Genomic DNA, 17,275 nt, shown 5'->3' with positions numbered 1-17,275 from the left:
ACCGCTATGACTGACATTCTCAACGCCTGTTATTTTGTGTCGCCAGACTTCCCCAAAAGTACGGGGGCCACTCAGGATGTGATCGACCCGGCGACGCTCGACACCGTTGGCCAACGCGCCGAAGTGACGGCGTCAGAGATCGACGCGGCCCTGACGTCCGTGGCAGCGGCGCAATCGAAATGGCAGGCAACGGATGCCAAAAGCCGGGCCAAGATGCTGCACGATCTCGCCAATTTCATTGAGACCACCGACCTCACCCATTGCGCCATCGTGATGAGCCGCGAGATGGGCAAACCCTATCCCGAAGCCATCGGCGAACTGGCCAATTGCGCACCGATCTTTCGCTATTACGCCGAAATGGCGCGTGACGAGGCTGGCAAAGTCGCAGGCACCACTCAAATCGGCTCGCTGCAATTCGCCAAATACGAACCGCTGGGCATTTCCGTGCACATCATGCCCTTTAACTTTCCGGTGTTGTTGATGTGCTGGACTGTGGCTGCGTCCTTGGCGGCGGGGAACGGTTGCGTCATCAAACCGGCCGAGGCGACAACGCTCTCGACGCTGGAATTTATGAAAGTGTTCCGTCGTTTGCCCGAAGGCCTCGTGGCCTGTCTGCCCGGCGGGGCCGAGGTCGGCAAGGCGCTGGTCGCAAGCCCTCGTACCCATGCCGTGGCCTTCACTGGCTCGGTTGCCGCAGGTCAAGCCGTGGCCATGGCCGCCGCATCGAAACTCAAACCGGCGGTGATCGAGGCGGGCGGCTCCGACCCGATGATCATCTCCGCCCATGCGCCAATCGACGTGGCCGCCGCCGGGGCCGTGACCGGGGCCTTCCACATGTCGGGTCAGGTTTGCACCTCGACCGAGCGGCTTTATGTCGTCGATGCGGTGCACGATGCCTTTGTCGCGGCGTTCAAGACCGAGACTGCACGCCTTCGCATCGGCAATGGTTTGGATAAATCCGAAATCGGCCCGCTGGTGAGCAAAGCCGCCCGCGATAAGGTGGAACGCCTTGTGGCCGATGCGCGCGCCAAAGGTGCCACGCTGATCTGCGGCGGGCGCGTGCCGCCGTCCCAGACCACCGGATGGTTTTACGAGCCTACGATTTTGACCAATTGCACCACGGAGATGGACATCCTGCATGAGGAATGTTTCGGGCCTGTTGCAGCGATCATGCGCGTGCCGGATTTTGATGCGGCCATTGCAGGGGCCAACGCCTCTGAATTCGGCCTTGGCGCGTCGATTTTCACCACGTCTCTCGAAGAGGCACATGAGGCGCATGAGCGGCTTCAAGCTGGGATGGTTTGGATCAACAACCCAATGATCGACAATGATGCCCTGCCCTTCGGCGGCTGGAAAAACTCCGGCATTGGGCGCGAGTTGGGGCGAATGGGACTTGAGACCTTCCGCCGCTCGAAAATGGTGATCTTGGACCACAAACCGGTGCGGCAAGACTGGTGGTATCCCTACCCGGATGACTGGTTCTTGGACGCGGGCGGGCGCAAAATTTCCTGATCAGGGGGCAAACATCATGCAGACGACCAAACTTTACATCGACGGCGCTTTTGTAGCCCCCGCAGCAAGCGGCAGCTTTGAAGCGATCAACCCGGCCACCGAAACGGCCTTTGCCCGCATTGCTGCGGGCGGGGCTACGGATGTGGACCGGGCCGTGCGCGCCGCGCGTCGGGCCTTTGACGACGGTCCGTGGCCGACACTGCCCGCAAGCGCACGCGCAGCAGCGTTACGGCGTATTGCAGCGGGGATCAAAGCCCGACTGCCGGAGATCGCAGCGGTAGAGACCCGCGACAATGGCAAGCCGATCCCAGAGGCCGAATGGGACATTGGCGATGCGGCCTTTGTGTTTGAGTATTACGCTGATTTGGCCGAGGCGCATGAGCGCGACGGAGCAACCCCCGTCGATGTCGGAGATCCTGCATTCACCAGCACCGTGTCCACCGAACCTTTGGGTGTGGTCGGCGCCATCACGCCATGGAATTTCCCGATGCTGATGGCGGTCTGGAAAGTCGCTCCGGCACTGGCGGCGGGGTGCACCGTGGTGCTCAAACCGTCCGAGTTCTGTTCGCTGAGCTGCGCGCTTTTGGCCGAAATCATTGATGCCGCCGACCTGCCCCCGGCGTCTTCAACCTGATCACCGGCACCGGGCCGGAGGCGGGCGCGCCCCTGTCTGATCACCCACTGGTGGACAAGCTCGCCTTTACCGGATCAACCGCAACCGGGCGTAAAATCATGACGGCAGCGGCGGCGGGCATCCGCACCGTGTCCTTGGAACTTGGTGGCAAATCACCCTTTGTCATTTTCGCCGACAGCGACATCGACAAAGCGGTCGAATGGATCATGTTCGGCATCTTCTGGAACAAGGGCGAGGTGTGTTCCGCCACCTCCCGCGTCTTGGTCGAACGCAGCCTCTATCCCGCTTTGCTCGCGCGGCTGAAACAAGCGGCAGAGGCAATCACGATTGGCGCTGGAGACACGCCGGGCGTCAAACTGGGACCGATTGTGTCGAAATCTCAATATGACAAAGTCATGGCCGCCATTGTCGCCGGCAAAGCCACAGCGGCGCGGCTTGTGAGTGGGGGCGGGCGTCCTGACGGCTTTGAGATCGGCTACTATATCGCGCCTACGATCTTTGCCGACGTGCCCCTTGAGGCCGCGATTTGGCGCGAAGAAATTTTTGGTCCCGTCGTCTGTGTAAACCCGTTTGACAGCGAAGAAGATGCGCTCACACTGGCCAATGACAGTGTCTACGGGCTAGCCGGTGCGGTGATGTCCGACGATCTGGAACGCTGTGAACGGGTCGCGGCCAAGCTGCGCGCGGGGGTCATTTGGATCAACTGTTCGCAGCCCACATTCACGCAAGTGCCATGGGGTGGCTACAAATCCTCCGGCATCGGGCGCGAATTGGGCACGGCGGGCTTTATGGCCTTTCGCGAGACCAAACAAATCACCCGCTATGACCACAGCCAAACCTGGGGTTGGTATTTAGACCCGGCAGACCTGTCATGAGCCAGACACCGATTGCCGCCGTTGTGCTTGCGGCTGGAAAAGGCACGCGGATGGGCTCTGATCTGCATAAGGTGCTGCACCCTTTGGCGGGGCGGCCAATGTTGGATCATTTGCTCGACAGTTTGGATAATCTCGGCGCATCCCAGCGGGTTTTGATCGTGGGTGCGGGACGGGAACAGATCACCCAGGCCTATCCCAATGAGACGACCGCGCTGCAAGAACCGCAGCTTGGCACGGCCCATGCGGTGCAAATGGCAGAACCTGCGCTTAAGGCGTTTCACGGCGTGGTGCTTGTGCTCTATGGCGATGTGCCATTGGTCACGACAGCGACAATGCGGCGGCTGTGTGCGGCGGTCGATGCGACCAATGCCATGGCGGTGCTGGGCTTTCGCCCCAACGACACGCGCAGCTATGGCCGCCTTGTTACCGATGCCAAAGGCGGGTTGGAGCGGATTGTTGAACATGCTGAGGCGACGGACGAAGAACGTGCCATTAGGCTTTGCAATTCCGGCATTGTCGCGCTGCGCTCTGACATCCTTTGGCCATTGTTGGCCACGGTGAAAAATGACAACAGCAAAGGCGAATATTATCTCACCGATCTTGTCGCCCTTGCCCGTGCCGATGGTCACTCTGTGGCCTGTGTCGAGGCGGATGAGACCGAGGTCACCGGCGTGAATTCCCACGCCGAACTGGCGGCTTTGGAGCACCACCTTAGCAGAGCAGGAGGCATGAGATGACAGGCGACATTCGGTTGAGCACCGCCCGTCCCGTTCCGTTTTGGACCACGACCGTTCCGCCTTTGCCCGCCTGCCTTCCGGCCACCTCGGATCTGTCTTGTGATTTGGCGATTGTTGGCGGTGGCTTTACCGGGCTGTGGAGTGCACTGAAGGCCCGCGAACGTCACCCTGACGCCACGATTGTTGTGCTTGAGGCCAAGCGATGCGGCCAAGACGCCAGTGGGCGCAATGGTGGGTTTTGCGCGCCGTCGATTTCGCATGGCGTGTCCAATGCGCTCACGCGCCACACAGGTGAGGCGGAGCGGTTGATCCGGCTTGGGCGTGACAACCTTGATCATTACGCGCGGGACCTTGAGCGCTATGGTATGAATGCCGGGTTTGAACGCTCCGGCAAACTCAATGTCGCAGCAACGCCATGGCAGGCACAGGGCTTGCAAGACATGGCGCGCAACTATGCCCGCTTTGGCATCGAACACAGTCTGCTGTCCGGTGCGGAATTGGCCGAGAAACTCGACAGTCCGGTCTATTCGGCGGGTTTGTTTGAACCGAATTATGCGCTGGTTGATCCGGCGCGCACAGTGGCCGAACTGCGCCGGGTCTGTTTGCAGCACGGCGTTACAATTTGTGAAAACTCCGGCGTCTCCAAGCTGTCCCGCGATGGCACCGTTCTCAAGTTGGACACCGCCCAAGCGGTGATCCGCGCCAAACAGGTGATCTTGGCGACGAACTCGGCCAAGCCCCTGCTCAAGCGCCTGAGCCTGTCTTTCATCCCGATCTATGATTACTCGCTGGTGACCGAACCGATGACCGAGGCGCAATGGGCCAGCATCGGTTGGACAGACCGTTATGGCATCGCTGATTGCGGCAACCAGTTTCACTATTTCCGCAAGACCGCCGACAATCGGATGCTTTGGGCCGGGTATGACGCGATTTATCACTACGGCAGTGATCGCAGTGATGCGTTGTTGCAGCGTGACGCAAGTTTCCAACGGCTGGCAGACCAATTTGCCGCCGCCTTCCCGTCCCTCTCAGATGTTCGGTTTGACCACGCGTGGGGCGGCATCATCGACACCTCGGCCCGCACGACTTTTTTTTCTGGCTTGGCCTATGGCGGTCAACTCGCCTATGCGATGGGGTTCACCGGACAGGGCGTCTCCGCCAGTCGCTTTGCTGCACTGACCATGTTGGATTTGTTGAATGGGGCAGACACTGAACGCACGCGATTGAAAATGCCGCGCCGTTGGGCGGTGCCTTTTCCGCCCGAACCGATCCGCAGCATTGCCGTCAAAATGGCACAAAAAGATTTGGCCCGCGAAGATGAGACCGGCCATCGCAGCGCCGTTCTGCGCCTTCTGGATGCCTTTGGTATTGGCCTCGCGTCTTGACGTTGCACCCTAACACCTGCGTCTTGAAAGGACTGATATGAGCAACCCCACCCATGTGATCGCCTTTGAAACACAGAGCGCCCCGCGCACAACCCGCGTGGACGATCCCGCCTTGGTCGATGCGCCCTATGACAGCAAAAGCTGGCGCTGTTTTGAAAGCTCGGATGGGCGCGCGCTCAGCGGCATTTGGGAAGCTGGCCCGCATTTGGAACGCTGCGCCTGCGACTATGACGAGATGTGCCACATTTTAGAGGGCCAAGTGCGCCTGACGGATGCGGACGGCGCGCAACGGGTCTTTGGTCCCGGCGACAGTTTTGTGGTGGCGGCTGGTTTTGTCGGCACATGGGAAAATCTGACCCATGTGCGCAAGGTGTTTTTTATCCTGACAGCGGCCCATTAGGGTGAGCTGCTGTCTCAGCGGATCATAGCGCCACAGTCCCGTCCAAAGGATAGATCGGGCGCGGAACGCGGCTGTACTTTAGGCGCCGCTCCGTGGGCTGGCCAAGCCGCCACCATCAACAAGGGCGATGCGTGCGGCATAGGGCGCATAGGCAGTCCGGAAATGTTTAAACAATTTCAAGGCGATAACATCTGATACCTGCAGGATGGCAGCCGCACCAAAGGAGTGGACCACCCCGTTCCACATTGGCCCATCACAGATGAAATTCCCGTCACTGAGCGCACGCACCTGCGCCGTCACGACCGGAGGTGCACCCCCGTACTCTGGGACAGAATGCCCGCCGAGCGACAGCTCAAGACTGGTACCGCCCCTAGCCTGAGCTACCATCACAACGGCCACGGGGTCGTACAAGACCCCCAACAGGATATTCTCGCCCCCGTCGGACATCAGAGCGCTTAAAACGTCAGTGGCATCGCCATAAGCTCCATCGCCGGGGTTGTCGGACAAATCCGCCAAAACCAGCGCAACAGTGTTCTCATGCGCATAGGACAGCCGTGCAGCCTCCGCTGGGGTCAAAATCGCCTCCCCCACATGATCGCGCCCTCCCATATGGCGCGCGCAATCTGCTCTGCAACATGTGCGACATACTCACCGTGCACTATCTCCCCAAAGAAGAGCGTGACGCCCTGCTCAAAGAGATGCGCGCCGTCTTGCTTGACGCTGCTGACCGCACGGCAACACAATAAGATCGCGCTGCCCTGTCATTCATATGGCAGGGCAGCCATGTTTATAGAGGCTTTTCAATGCAATACGATATGACGTCCTTAGTGGCGTGGACGCGATATAAACTCTTGTCTTCTCTCGTGGTACCGCGCCCGATCGCATGGGTCTCCACTCTCTCCGCCAGTGGTGTCGCCAATCTGGCCCCCTATCGTTTTTCAATGTGATGGGGCATGACCCTGCGGTGGTTGCGCTCGGAATATTGGAACACCCCGAAAAATCGCTCAAAGACACCGTGCGCAACATCACGCAAACCGAGCGTTTTACGGTGAATTTGGTGACCGAAGAGCTTGCTCCGCTGATGAACCAAACCGCAACGGATTTGCCTTATACCGAAAGCGAAGCGGACATGGCCGCGGTTGCGCTTTGCCCGGCCGCCACCAATAGGGTTCCGGGCATTGCGTCCTCTCCCGTCCGGCTGGAATGCCAGTTGATGCAAACCATATCCACCCGCACGCAACAGAAAATCGTCCTTGGAGAGATCCTATCGCTTTACGTTCAAGATGAGTTGATGATCGACCCAAGCACGGCCACAATTGAACTTAGCGCTCATGCCCCCATCGCGCGCATGGGAGGCGCGGGCCTCTATTGTCGCACGATAGATCACTTCAACATCACCCGTGCTGACAGTCAAATTCAACCCCTCGATTGACTTGACCAAGGGGCAGACAACAAGCCTATCCCAACGGGTGTCAACGTCCACCATAGGCCCCAAGACGCGGCTTTCCACTTATCAGAGGCAGCGTCTCGGGGTCGATGGATTTGAGATCGTCAAGGCGTGTTAGGATCTCGCCCGCGATGTCGCTGACATGTGCTGACAGGTCACGCAAATTTCCGTCCTTGTCCACCAATGCGGGCTTCTCGGCGCCCCGCTCTCCGTATCGTGCCAGTTTCATGTCGCTTTATCCTCTCTCTTGATCGTTCAAACAAAGGGCCTGCCTCGTCTCCAAAGCAGGCCAAAGGTTTACATGGACAGCGTCATTTAATGGACAGCGTCATTTAACGGACAACGAAAACCGAACATTTAGAGTGCCTCACAACCCGAGCCGCGTTTGGCCCCAAGAGGTAGTCTTTCAGATCCGGTCGATGCGCACCAAGGACGATGAGGTCGGCACCGTCCTTTTTCGCCGTTTCGAGGATTTCATGGTAGGCGGTGCCAACCGCCACCAGATGACGCACCTTCGCGTTGACCTCTGGGCCGAGCGCCTCTTCCACCAGCTCACGCAGGGCCTGTTTCACCTTGTCTCGCGCGTCTTTCGTGTGTTGCTCGTCGAAATATCCGCCAACCCAACTCATGCCATAATCGGGCAGGACGGTGATCACATCAAGCTGCGCCCCTTCGGCGACAGCCAGACGTGCGGCGGTTTGCAGGACTTTCACCTCATCTTTGACGCGGTTCACATCAACGGCGCAGAGAATGGTCTGGATCATGCTGGTTCTCCTTCGAGTTCGCGTTTAGAGGCCGCCCGGCGTCGTTGCAGAACGGTCACGAGGCCCAAGAGAATGAGCGCAGGAATGAACATCAGCTCTTTCGGAAGCTGCTTGGCGGGCGCCTGAACATTGGTGATCTGCACCGGCTCATCCCCATAGAAGTCAAAGCTCGACAGTTTCTTGGCCAAAGGCGTGCCGAACATCGGCTCGTCCATGATCATCTGGTCGCCATCAGCCGTGAGCATCAGCCCAAGCGCAGCAAGACGCGCATCACCGCCCTCAGCATCCGGCACGGTGAGGGCAAGGTGAATTTCCTTTTCCTCAAGCGTGTCGAAATCTGGTCCCATCACCACGATACGCATTTGCGATCCGGCGGGGGCCTCTTCGAGTGCCTGTGCCAAGGCCATGGGCGCGGTCTCGTGGAATGGCGGTTGGATCATGTCCATGAAGAACCCCGGACGGAACAGGGCAAAGGCCACAAGCAAAAGCGCCACCGTTTCCCAAATCCGCGACTTGGTGATGTAAAACCCCATCGTCGCGGCGGTGAACACCAAAATGCCGATGGTCGCGACAACAAAGACGATAATGCCTTGGACCACCGTCACATTGATCAACAACAGATCGGTGTTGAAGATGAACACAAACGGCAAAGCCACTGTCCGCAGGCTATAGAAGAAGGCGATGAAGCCTGTGCGGATCGCGTCCCCGCCCGACACGGCGGCGGCGGCGAAACTCGCAAGTCCCACAGGGGGCGTCACGTCCGCCATGATCCCGAAGTAGAACACAAACAGGTGCACGGCGATCAGCGGAACGATGAGACCCGATTGTGCGCCAAGTTCGACAACAACGGAGACCATGAGCGAAGACACCACGATATAGTTCGCCGTGGTCGGTAGGCCCATGCCGAGGATCAGCGACAGGATTGCAACGAACACCAACATCAAGATCAGATTGCCGCCCGACAGGAACTCAACGAAATCCGCCATCACCTGACCAATGCCCGTCAAAGACACGGTGCCGACGATGATGCCAGCGGTCGCAGTCGCAAGGCCAATCCCGATCATGTTGCGGGCCCCGTCGATCATGCCTTCGACCAGATCGAACAGCCCCTCTTTCATGCGGGCAACAGCATCGTTTTCACCACGGAACATCGCTTTGAGTGGCTTTTGCGTCAGCAAGATGAAGAACAAAAGGAAGGTCGCCCAAAACGCCGACAGGCCGGGAGATTTGCGTTCAATCATCAGGAAGTAGACCAGAACAATGATCGGCAACAAATAATAGAGACCAGCCGTCCACAGCTTGGCCACATCCGGCAGTTCCATCACTTCGGCATTGGGATCGTCGATCTCAAGCTCATCAGTGCTGGCCGCAAGTTTGACGAGGCCAACATAGACCACACCGATCAACACGGCCAATACCCAGCCGCTGCCCTCGGGCACCATTGAGGTGATCATGCGCACGGGAAATTGCGTGGCATAGCACAGTCCGCCAAAGCCCGCGAAAAACAGGAACATCCCCATAACCGTGCGCCACAGTGATACGACCTTGTTGCCGATGGTCGGCATGTTGTCTTTCACCGCTTCGAGGTGAACGATGTAGACCAAGGCGATGTAGGAAATGATCGCGGGCAGAAAGGCGTGTTTGATGACTTCGAAATAGGAAATGCCGACATATTCCACCATGAGAAAGGCCGCAGCCCCCATCACCGGAGGCATGATTTGGCCGTTGACGGAGGAGGCAACTTCGACGGAACCGGCTTTTTCCGCAGAAAAGCCCACGCGTTTCATCAGCGGGATGGTGAACGTGCCCGTCGTGACCACGTTGGCGATGGAGGAGCCGGAAATCAGACCCGTCGCAGCGGAGCCGACCACGGCCGCTTTTGCCGGACCACCGCGCAGGTGGCCTAGGGCGCCAAAGGCCATTTTGATGAAATAGTTCCCGGCACCGGCCTTATCGAGCAGGGCACCGAAGAGGACAAAAAGGAACACGAATTGGGTCGAGACGTTGAGCGCGATACCGAACACGCCTTCGGTCGTGATCCACATATGTGACATCGCTTTACGCAGCGACGCGCCCGCCCAACGGATCTGATCTGGCACAACATCTGAAGCACCGAAAAAGACATAGCCCAAGAACACAATGGCGAGGATCACCATCACCGGACCAAGCGTGCGATACGCCGCGATGAACAGAAAGGTGAGGCCCGCAAGGGCGAAATAGGAGTCACTCGTGTCCGCAAGGCCGCCGTTTCCGACAATCTTCGCGTAGAAGAAATAGCCATACATGGCGAGAAATGCCCCGCCGAGTCCCAACACCCAGTCATACCATGGCACAGAGGTTTTCGACGCCGATTTAAACAGAGGATAGGACATGGCGGAGAGAAAGATCGCAAAGGCAAGGTGAATTTGCCGCGCGTTGTTGATCATGTCGCCGGGCAAAATCTTGAGCCCGATCGGAGAGGCCAGAAGCACCTGGAAAATCGACCACAACAGCGCCACCGCCGCGATCGCCTTGCCTAGTGTTCCCGGCACATTGCGCGCGCCACTGTCGGAAGCCGCAACCAGTTCCTGAAGTTCGTCTTCGTTCAATGCACGTTTTTCAGTGTCTGTCATTCTTTATACCCCACCGTCCCTGTTGTGTTTTTATGGGAAAGGGGCGGCACTGATGCGCCGCCCCTGAAATGTTTGGCTGATTATTCCATCCAGCCTTTTTCTTTGTAGTATTTAATTGCCCCCGGATGCAGCGGAGCGGAGAGACCGTCTTTGATCATCTCTTCCGGCTTCAGGTTGGCAAAGGCCGGGTGCAGACCCTTAAAGTCATCGAAATTCTCGAAGACAGCAGAAACCACGGCATAGACTGCATCCTCGGAGACATCCGCAGAGGTCACGATGGTTGCGCCGACACCAAAGGTTTTCACGTCTTCGTCGTTGCCCCGATACATGCCGCCCGGAATGGTTGCCACGCGATAGTAGGGGTTATCAGCAACCAGTTCGTCGATGGCCGGACCGGCCACTTCCACGAGGACGGAGTCACAGGCAGTGGTGGCTTCTTGAATGGACCCCGACGGGTGACCCACCGTGTAGACCATGGCGTCGATCTGGTTGTCGCACAGCGCCGCCGATTGTTCCGACGGCTTGAGCTCGGTCGCGAGGGCGAAATCATCCGAGGTCCAGCCAAGCTTGTCCATCACCACTTCCATGGTGGCGCGCTGACCGGAACCTGGGTTGCCGATGTTCATGCGTTTGCCTTTGAGATCTTCAAAGGTTTTCACCCCAGCATCGGCGCGTGCCACAACGGTAAAGGGTTCTGGGTGCACGGAGAACACGGAGCGCAGGCCTTCGAACGGCTCACCTTCAAATTGCACGACGCCGTTATAGGCGTTGTATTGAATATCGGATTGGGCAACGCCGAATTCCAACTCGCCTTCCTTGATCGTGTTCACGTTATACACCGACCCGCCGGTGGATTCGACCGAGCACCGCACGCCGGTTTCCTTGCGGTTTTTATTGACCAGACGACAGATCGCGCCGCCCGTCGGATAATACACGCCCGTCACGCCACCGGTGCCGATGGTGATAAACTCTTCGGCCATCGCAGAGCCCGCGATCATGGCGGAGGCAGCCGCAGCGGCAAGGCCAAGTTTAAAGTGTTTGGTCATAGGTGTCTCCCTTAGTGATTTTCCGGTCATCCCGAGGCACTCACGCCTCACAGATCGACCACTTCTCCAAGCGCCCGATTGCGGCGCTCGATCTCTGATATGCGTTCCACGACATCCGGCCCGGCTTTCTGAGCAAGCATCGCCATAATAACTTCAAGAAGAAAAACCGTGGTCGTGTAAGTGTTAAAAAAGTTCGGAGTTTCCCCTGTTATCATGAAAGACGCGTTTGCGTAGCGCAAGGCAGGACACGCGTAGCTGTCCGTGATCACGGCCACATGGACACCTTGGCGGCGGGCGATCTCGGCGGCATTGACCGACACCCGTGCGGATGGCGTCATGGTGATCACAATCATCGCATCCTTTTGGTCCATATCGCTGAGCACAGAACCGTAAGACGACCCCATTCGCCCGGCGAGTCGCCATTTTCCACCTAAGAAATTTGCCATATAACCCGCATATTCGGCAATCCCCGTCGATCCCAAAGCCCCTACGATCAGCACCCGGCGCGCGTGATGTAGCACATCAATTAGCTTTGCAAGTTCAACCTGATCAAGGCCGCGCACAAGGTCTTCAAGATTGCTTTGGGTCATCTCCAGAGAGCGCATGAGCAACTCAGCGACATCGCCTTTGGGGGCCTCGCTGAGGTCTTTTGCGCGCGTCGCAAAGCTCGACACTTTCAGCGACAATTGTACCCGCACCCCCTCGCGCAGAGTTTCAAATGTTTCAAATCCCAAGGCGCGCGCCAGACGACTAAAGGTCGCCGGAGCGATTCGCGTCTCTTCTGCAATCGACCTGAGCGACCGTGTGACCACATCCAACGGATTTTCGACAAGGTAGTCCCCGGCCTCACGCAAGCGCGGGCTCAATTCGGCGTAATGTTCCGCCAACCTTTGCTGATAGCTTGTCGGCACCGCAGTCCCCGTGACCATAAAAGACTTTCAGGGACTGTTTCAATTGTTTCAACTCTTGTCAATGTTTGGCCGATGCGTTTCAGTTTTATGAAAGGGCCCGATCCAACATGGCCTCTTTTCGCCCTCGGAGCACGACAATGACACATGTTTTCTATCGCAATTCCCGCAGTACCCCACCAAAAGCCACACGTGGCGAGGGGGCCTATATTTATGATGACGCGGGCAAGCAATATCTCGATGGCTCCGGCGGCGCGGCGGTGTCCTGTCTTGGGCATTCCGACCCAGATGTGATTGCAGCGGTTCAGAGCCAAGTCGCCAGCCTCGACTTTGCCCATACTGGGTTCTTCACCTCTGAACCAGCTGAAGCCTTGGCCGAGCGCCTGATCGCGCATGCGCCCGAGGGGCTTGATAAGGTCTATTTCGTCTCTGGCGGCTCGGAAGCGGTGGAGGCTGCACTCAAAATGGCACGGCAGTATTTTGTCGAGACCGGAGAGCCACAGCGGACCCGCTTTATCTCGCGCCGTCAAAGCTATCACGGCAACACCTTAGGCGCGCTGGCGGCGGGCGGCAATGTCTGGCGCAAGGCGCAATTTGCCCCGCTTTTGGCCGAGACCGCCCATATTGCGCCCTGTTACGCCTATCGCGGCCAAGAAGAGGGCGAAAGCTTAGAGGCCTATGGGCAGCGTGTCGCAGGTGAGTTGGAGGCCGAGCTTTTGCGAGTGGGGCCGGAGACGGTCATCGCCTTTATTGCGGAGCCCGTCGTCGGGGCGACGCTGGGTGCCGTGCCCGCCGTGCCCGGATATTTCAAACGCATTCGCGAGATTTGCGACCGCTATGGCGTGTTGTTGATCCTCGACGAGGTGATGTGCGGTATGGGGCGCACAGGGACGCTTTTTGCCTGTGAGCAAGACGAGATTGCCCCCGATATTCTCACCATCGCCAAGGGGCTTGGTGCCGGGTATCAGCCAATCGGAGCGACGCTCTGTTCGACGCGGATCCATGAGGCCTTTGTGCAAGGGTCGGGATTTTTCCAACATGGACACACCTATATCGGCCATCCGGTGGCCTGTGCTGCGGGCCATGCGGTGGTGACGAAGCTGACCGATGGCGGTCTGGTGAACCGTGCCGCCATGATGGGCGAAACGCTTGATCGCGCCCTGCGCGATGCGTTCGGCGACCACCCCCATATCGGCGACATTCGTGGGCGGGGCATGTTCCGCGGGCTGGAACTCGTTGAGGACCGCGCCAGCAAAGCCCCCTTTGACCCCGCGCGCGGGATCAACAAGCGCGTGAAAGCCGCCGCTTTCGAAGCGGGGCTCATCTGTTACCCGATGGGCGGCACGGTGGATGGGCAGCGGGGCGATCATGTGCTGTTGGCCCCGCCGTTCATCCTGACCGAGGATCAGATCGGCGAGTTGATCGACAAACTGGGGATTGCAGTCGAGGCGGCACTGGCATGAATGCACTGCGCGACGACCCGCACGTATGCTCACCTGCCGCTGTCAGGCGTCAAAAGACCAATGGAACAAAGGCAATCATCAGGTACACAAAGATCAAAGCCATAAGGTAAGGGAAAACCGCCTTTGTGATCCGTTCGATCGGCAAGTTGGCCGTTGTGGAGGCAACGAACAGGTTGATCGCCACCGGCGGCGTGACCATGCCAATCGCCAATCCGACGACGATGATGATCCCGAAATGCACGGTATCAATGCCCAATTGCATCGCCAAAGGCAAAAGCATCGGGGTCAGGATAATGAGGGCTGATGCCGTTTCCAAAAATACCCCGGTGACTAGGATCAATGCCATAATCAACAAGAGAAGCACATAAGGGTTGGACGACAGTGACAAAGCATACTCTGCTATGGCTGAGGGCACTTGCCAACTCGACAAGGCCCAGCTCAACACCGACGAGGCCGCAATCACGAACATGATAACCGCGGTGGTCACCCCTGCGCGCATCATGATCTGATAAAGGCCCTTCAAGGTGAGATCGCGGTAAATGAACAGCGAAACGATGATGGCATAGTTAACCGCCACGACCGCCGCCTCGGAGGGGGTGAACACTCCCGAAAAAATACCGCCCAAGATGAGCAAAGGTGCCATGAGGCCCCAGCTGGCGGACAAAAGCGTGCGCCAGATGGTCGAAAGATCAAACGGCGTGCCGCGCGGATAGGCGCGCCGATGCCCCTGAACGAGGGCGATTGCGATCAAACCGACGCCCATGGCAACGCCTGGGATAAAGCCATTCAGAAACAGTTTTGCCACGGATTCCTGCGCGATCACCGCATAGATGATCATGGGAACGGAGGGCGGGATCACCACGCCGATGGTGCCCGATGCGGCAATCAAAGAGGCAGCTGCGGCGGGATCATAGCCCTTGCGTTTGAGTTCCGGCACAAGGCTTGCGCCCACGGCGGCTGTCGTTGCGGCACCGGAGCCGGAAATGGCGGCAAAGAACATCCCGGCCAGCACTGAAACGATAGAGAGGCCGCCCTTGATAAAGCCAAACATACTGTCGGCGAAGGCAACGAGACGTTTAGAGATTTCCCCCTGCGCCATGATATCGCCCGCCAAGATGAACATCGGCACAGCGACAAAGGCGAAAGAGTTGATGCCGGAAAACATCTGTTGCGGCACCACCATGAGCGGGACGCCTGACAGGTTCAACGCCGTCATCGAGGCCGCACCGATCACAATCGCAACCGGAATTCCCATGATAAGAAAGACAACAAAAAGACCAGCCAGGACAAGGCTCATTCATTCAACTCCGCCTGGGCTTCGCGTGGTGCTTGCCCGGTCAAAAGCCGGATCAGATCTATCAGCGAAAGCCCCGCCATAATCACTGAGGCCAAGGGCATGACCGCATAAATATAGGTCATAGACAGGCGCAAAGACGGCGATTTTTGATAGCTTTGCATATTCATGTACCGCCAGCCGATGACGGCCAAGGTCACAAGAAATGTAAATGTCACAACGATCCCCGCGCCAGACACAATCCGGCGCAAGGTCAATGGCAAGCTGTCCCGCAAAAGCGCGACAGCAATGTGCCGCCCCTGTTGAAAGGCCAGCGCAGCCCCGAGAAAAGTGATCCAAATCAACAGAAAACGTGCAACCTCTTCTGTCCATCCCACAGAGGTGAAAAACACCCGTGACACGATTTGAAGCGTGATCACGCCGGTCAGACCAATCATTCCCGCAAAGACGACAGGTTTGAGGACTTCGCCCACCCCCCGATCAATCCACGCCAGCCCTTTCAACATTTTACTTCAGCGCCTCTTGGATGCGCGGCAGGTAGTCGCCAAATTTCTGGCCGTATTTTTCATACACAGGCACAAGTGCCGCAGAGAAAGTAGACAGATCGGCATCTTCGATCACGTTCATGCCCGACGCTTTCAATGCCGCAAGCTGCGAGGCCTCAGCTTCAGCATTCATTTTCCGCTCATAGGCGGAGGCCTCTTTGGCGGCTTGCAAGACGACCTCTTGCGCGTCATCGGAGAGTTTATTCCATGCGGGCATCCCCATGACAAAAACCGCTGGCGCATAGGTGTGGCGCGTCATCGTCATGTTGGTTTGCGTCTCGTTCAATTTGAACGAATAGACCACACCCACCGGGTTTTCCTGGCCATCAATCGTACCCTGCTGCATCGCAGTAAGCGCCTCTGTCCATGCCATCGGCGTGGCATCGGCCCCGAGCGCGCGGAAGGTGTCGATATAGACCGGGTTTTCCATCACACGCACACGCAGACCATCAAGATCGGCAGGGGTGCGCACCGGGTGGCGCGAGTTTGTCAGGTTCCGAAACCCACGTTCGGCGTAAGCCAAGCCTTTGAGGTTCACCTCGGACAGACGATCCAACAACTCTTGACCGATCTCACCATCCAGAACGCCATAGGCGGCTTCGGGGGTTTTGAACAGGAACGGCAACTCAAACACGGCCATGTCTTCGACAAAGTTTGCAACCGGACCATTGGTGATGATGCCCATGTCGACTGTGCCGATTTGCATGCCTTCGAGAAGGGTGCGTTCGTCTCCCAAAGTGGCGTTGGGGAAAATCTCGACCGTGATCGCGCCGTCGGAGCGTTCAGACACCAGCTCTTGGAACTTGGTGGCGGCGATCTGATAGGCGTCCTGTTCGTTGACCACATGCGCCAAACGCAAAGTCGTCGGTTTGATCTCTGCTGCAAGCGGCGCGGTGTGTGCCATCAGAGCCGTGGCCGCAACAGCAACAGTGGTGATAAAGGTCTTCATGTTGGTCCTCCCAAACGTGCAATAAGGGCATTCAAAGACGCTGAGATCAAAAGACATCTCAAAAAGATCATTAAGCGTCATAAAGATACGCAAGGCATCTCCAAAATGCGGATTTATTGCGCATATGGCGTGAAGCCAGTTTGGAATGCAAGCCGGTAGGTTCAACTCTCATGCGATCTGCGATAAGGTTTTGCGCCTCAGAGACGTCAAACACATCAACGGCCTCGCATATAAATATGTGTGGTGAATCCATGCGAAACAATGGAACACGCGCCATTCGAACCCGCTAAAACCATGGTGGAATAGCTCAACTGCACAGGGTGGGTCCAAATTGCCGCCACGCCGCAAGCTGACGTCACAGCCGTAGGTCCGGCGCTTGTGCTGTGTAGAGCTATAGAGCCCCAAAGCATACAAACGCACAGGCAGATATTTGGGCGCAAAGACGCAACATCGTATGACTTACACTCAACTTGTTGAGTTTCTGGGCAGCATTGGAATCAGTCTAAAGAGGTTGCCATCGCGAGCAAGCTATCTCTTGAGACGTTTTCAGGGGCGCATCTATTGGCATGTCCAAAATCAATTGGATCGCCGTAACTACATTTGGAACAGCTTTTCTGCTCGTCGCCTATGTCTTCGGAAAATACTCTTTTTCTGAATTTTCAACCGACCAACTTGAGCATTCCAGTGAGCGTGATCAGCTCTTA

The 17,275-nt window shown here is 57.6% G+C and carries 15 protein-coding genes and 1 pseudogene; 7 read left to right on the top strand and 9 right to left on the bottom strand.

Translation table 11 applies throughout. The annotated features are described in order from the left end of the window. Positions 1-6 precede the first annotated feature (6 nt). From DA792_RS17625 to DA792_RS17605, 5 genes and pseudogenes are all read left to right on the top strand, one after another. Positions 7-1,512, top strand: coding sequence for an aldehyde dehydrogenase family protein (locus DA792_RS17625; protein ID WP_107721594.1), 1,506 nt, complete (start codon positions 7-9; stop codon positions 1,510-1,512). Beyond that, a pseudogene (locus DA792_RS23330) lies at positions 1,472-3,021 on the top strand (aldehyde dehydrogenase family protein). The gene DA792_RS17625 and the pseudogene DA792_RS23330 overlap by 41 nt, the downstream one beginning before the upstream one ends. After that, positions 3,018-3,758, top strand: a complete 741-nt coding sequence (locus tag DA792_RS17615; RefSeq protein WP_107721587.1) for an NTP transferase domain-containing protein — start codon at positions 3,018-3,020, stop codon at positions 3,756-3,758. The pseudogene DA792_RS23330 and the gene DA792_RS17615 overlap by 4 nt, the downstream one beginning before the upstream one ends. Continuing rightward, positions 3,755-5,143 (top strand): NAD(P)/FAD-dependent oxidoreductase, encoded by a 1,389-nt coding sequence (locus DA792_RS17610; protein ID WP_107721585.1) that lies wholly within the window; start codon positions 3,755-3,757, stop codon positions 5,141-5,143. The genes DA792_RS17615 and DA792_RS17610 overlap by 4 nt, the downstream gene beginning before the upstream one ends. A gap of 37 nt (positions 5,144-5,180) precedes the next feature. Continuing rightward, positions 5,181-5,543, top strand: coding sequence for a cupin domain-containing protein (locus DA792_RS17605; protein ID WP_107721584.1), 363 nt, complete (start codon positions 5,181-5,183; stop codon positions 5,541-5,543). Between the two features lie 78 nt (positions 5,544-5,621). Here the strand turns inward: DA792_RS17605 and DA792_RS17600 are convergent, their stop codons facing one another. Beyond that, positions 5,622-6,119 carry an MlrC C-terminal domain-containing protein gene (locus DA792_RS17600; protein ID WP_159075317.1) on the bottom strand — a complete coding sequence of 166 codons (498 nt, stop codon included), beginning with the start codon at positions 6,117-6,119 and terminating at the stop codon, positions 5,622-5,624. A gap of 370 nt (positions 6,120-6,489) precedes the next feature. Here DA792_RS17600 and DA792_RS17595 point away from each other — a divergent pair, with 370 nt between their 5' ends. Next, on the top strand, positions 6,490-6,975 hold the full coding sequence (locus DA792_RS17595; RefSeq protein WP_254679304.1) for a flavin reductase family protein: 486 nt from the start codon (positions 6,490-6,492) through the stop codon (positions 6,973-6,975). A 40-nt stretch (positions 6,976-7,015) separates the two neighbouring features. Here DA792_RS17595 and DA792_RS17590 read toward each other — a convergent pair whose 3' ends face one another. The 5 genes from DA792_RS17590 to DA792_RS17570 all read right to left on the bottom strand — a co-directional run bounded on the left by DA792_RS17590 (position 7,016) and on the right by DA792_RS17570 (position 12,341). Continuing rightward, complete coding sequence (locus tag DA792_RS17590) at positions 7,016-7,219, bottom strand: hypothetical protein (protein ID WP_107721579.1); 204 nt, start codon at positions 7,217-7,219, stop codon at positions 7,016-7,018. Positions 7,220-7,322: 103 nt separating this feature from the next. After that, positions 7,323-7,754 (bottom strand): universal stress protein, encoded by a 432-nt coding sequence (locus tag DA792_RS17585; protein ID WP_107721577.1) that lies wholly within the window; start codon positions 7,752-7,754, stop codon positions 7,323-7,325. Beyond that, a complete protein-coding gene (locus tag DA792_RS17580) occupies positions 7,751-10,366 on the bottom strand; it encodes a TRAP transporter permease (protein ID WP_107721575.1) in 2,616 nt (871 codons plus the stop codon). The genes DA792_RS17585 and DA792_RS17580 overlap by 4 nt, the downstream gene beginning before the upstream one ends. An 80-nt stretch (positions 10,367-10,446) precedes the next feature. Continuing rightward, positions 10,447-11,412, bottom strand: a complete 966-nt coding sequence (locus DA792_RS17575; protein ID WP_107721573.1) for a TAXI family TRAP transporter solute-binding subunit — start codon at positions 11,410-11,412, stop codon at positions 10,447-10,449. A gap of 47 nt (positions 11,413-11,459) precedes the next feature. Further along, on the bottom strand, positions 11,460-12,341 hold the full coding sequence (locus tag DA792_RS17570; protein WP_254679303.1) for a MurR/RpiR family transcriptional regulator: 882 nt from the start codon (positions 12,339-12,341) through the stop codon (positions 11,460-11,462). Between the two features lie 119 nt (positions 12,342-12,460). On the opposite strand from DA792_RS17570, the gene DA792_RS17565 reads away from it, so the two are divergent. Further along, the gene (locus DA792_RS17565) at positions 12,461-13,783 is read left to right on the top strand and encodes an aspartate aminotransferase family protein (protein WP_107722760.1); all 1,323 of its coding nucleotides are present in this window, start codon (positions 12,461-12,463) and stop codon (positions 13,781-13,783) included. A gap of 49 nt (positions 13,784-13,832) precedes the next feature. On the opposite strand, the gene DA792_RS17560 is transcribed toward DA792_RS17565, so the two are convergent. Genes DA792_RS17560 through DA792_RS17550 form a run of 3 tightly spaced genes read right to left on the bottom strand, consistent with a single transcriptional unit; the run spans position 13,833 to position 16,571 of the window. Continuing rightward, positions 13,833-15,080: a TRAP transporter large permease gene (locus DA792_RS17560; protein WP_107721571.1), complete on the bottom strand. Its 1,248-nt coding sequence runs from the start codon at positions 15,078-15,080 to the stop codon at positions 13,833-13,835. Further along, a complete protein-coding gene (locus tag DA792_RS17555) occupies positions 15,077-15,583 on the bottom strand; it encodes a TRAP transporter small permease (RefSeq protein ID WP_107721569.1) in 507 nt (168 codons plus the stop codon). The genes DA792_RS17560 and DA792_RS17555 overlap by 4 nt, the downstream gene beginning before the upstream one ends. Position 15,584: 1 nt before the next feature. Next, positions 15,585-16,571 (bottom strand): TRAP transporter substrate-binding protein, encoded by a 987-nt coding sequence (locus DA792_RS17550; protein ID WP_107722759.1) that lies wholly within the window; start codon positions 16,569-16,571, stop codon positions 15,585-15,587. Positions 16,572-17,275 lie beyond the last annotated feature (704 nt).

Source organism: Celeribacter baekdonensis (assembly GCF_003047105.1).
Classification (GTDB): domain Bacteria; phylum Pseudomonadota; class Alphaproteobacteria; order Rhodobacterales; family Rhodobacteraceae; genus Celeribacter; species Celeribacter baekdonensis_B.
Note: the sequence above shows the minus strand (reverse complement) of the source record. Positions and strands in the feature narration are given on the sequence as shown.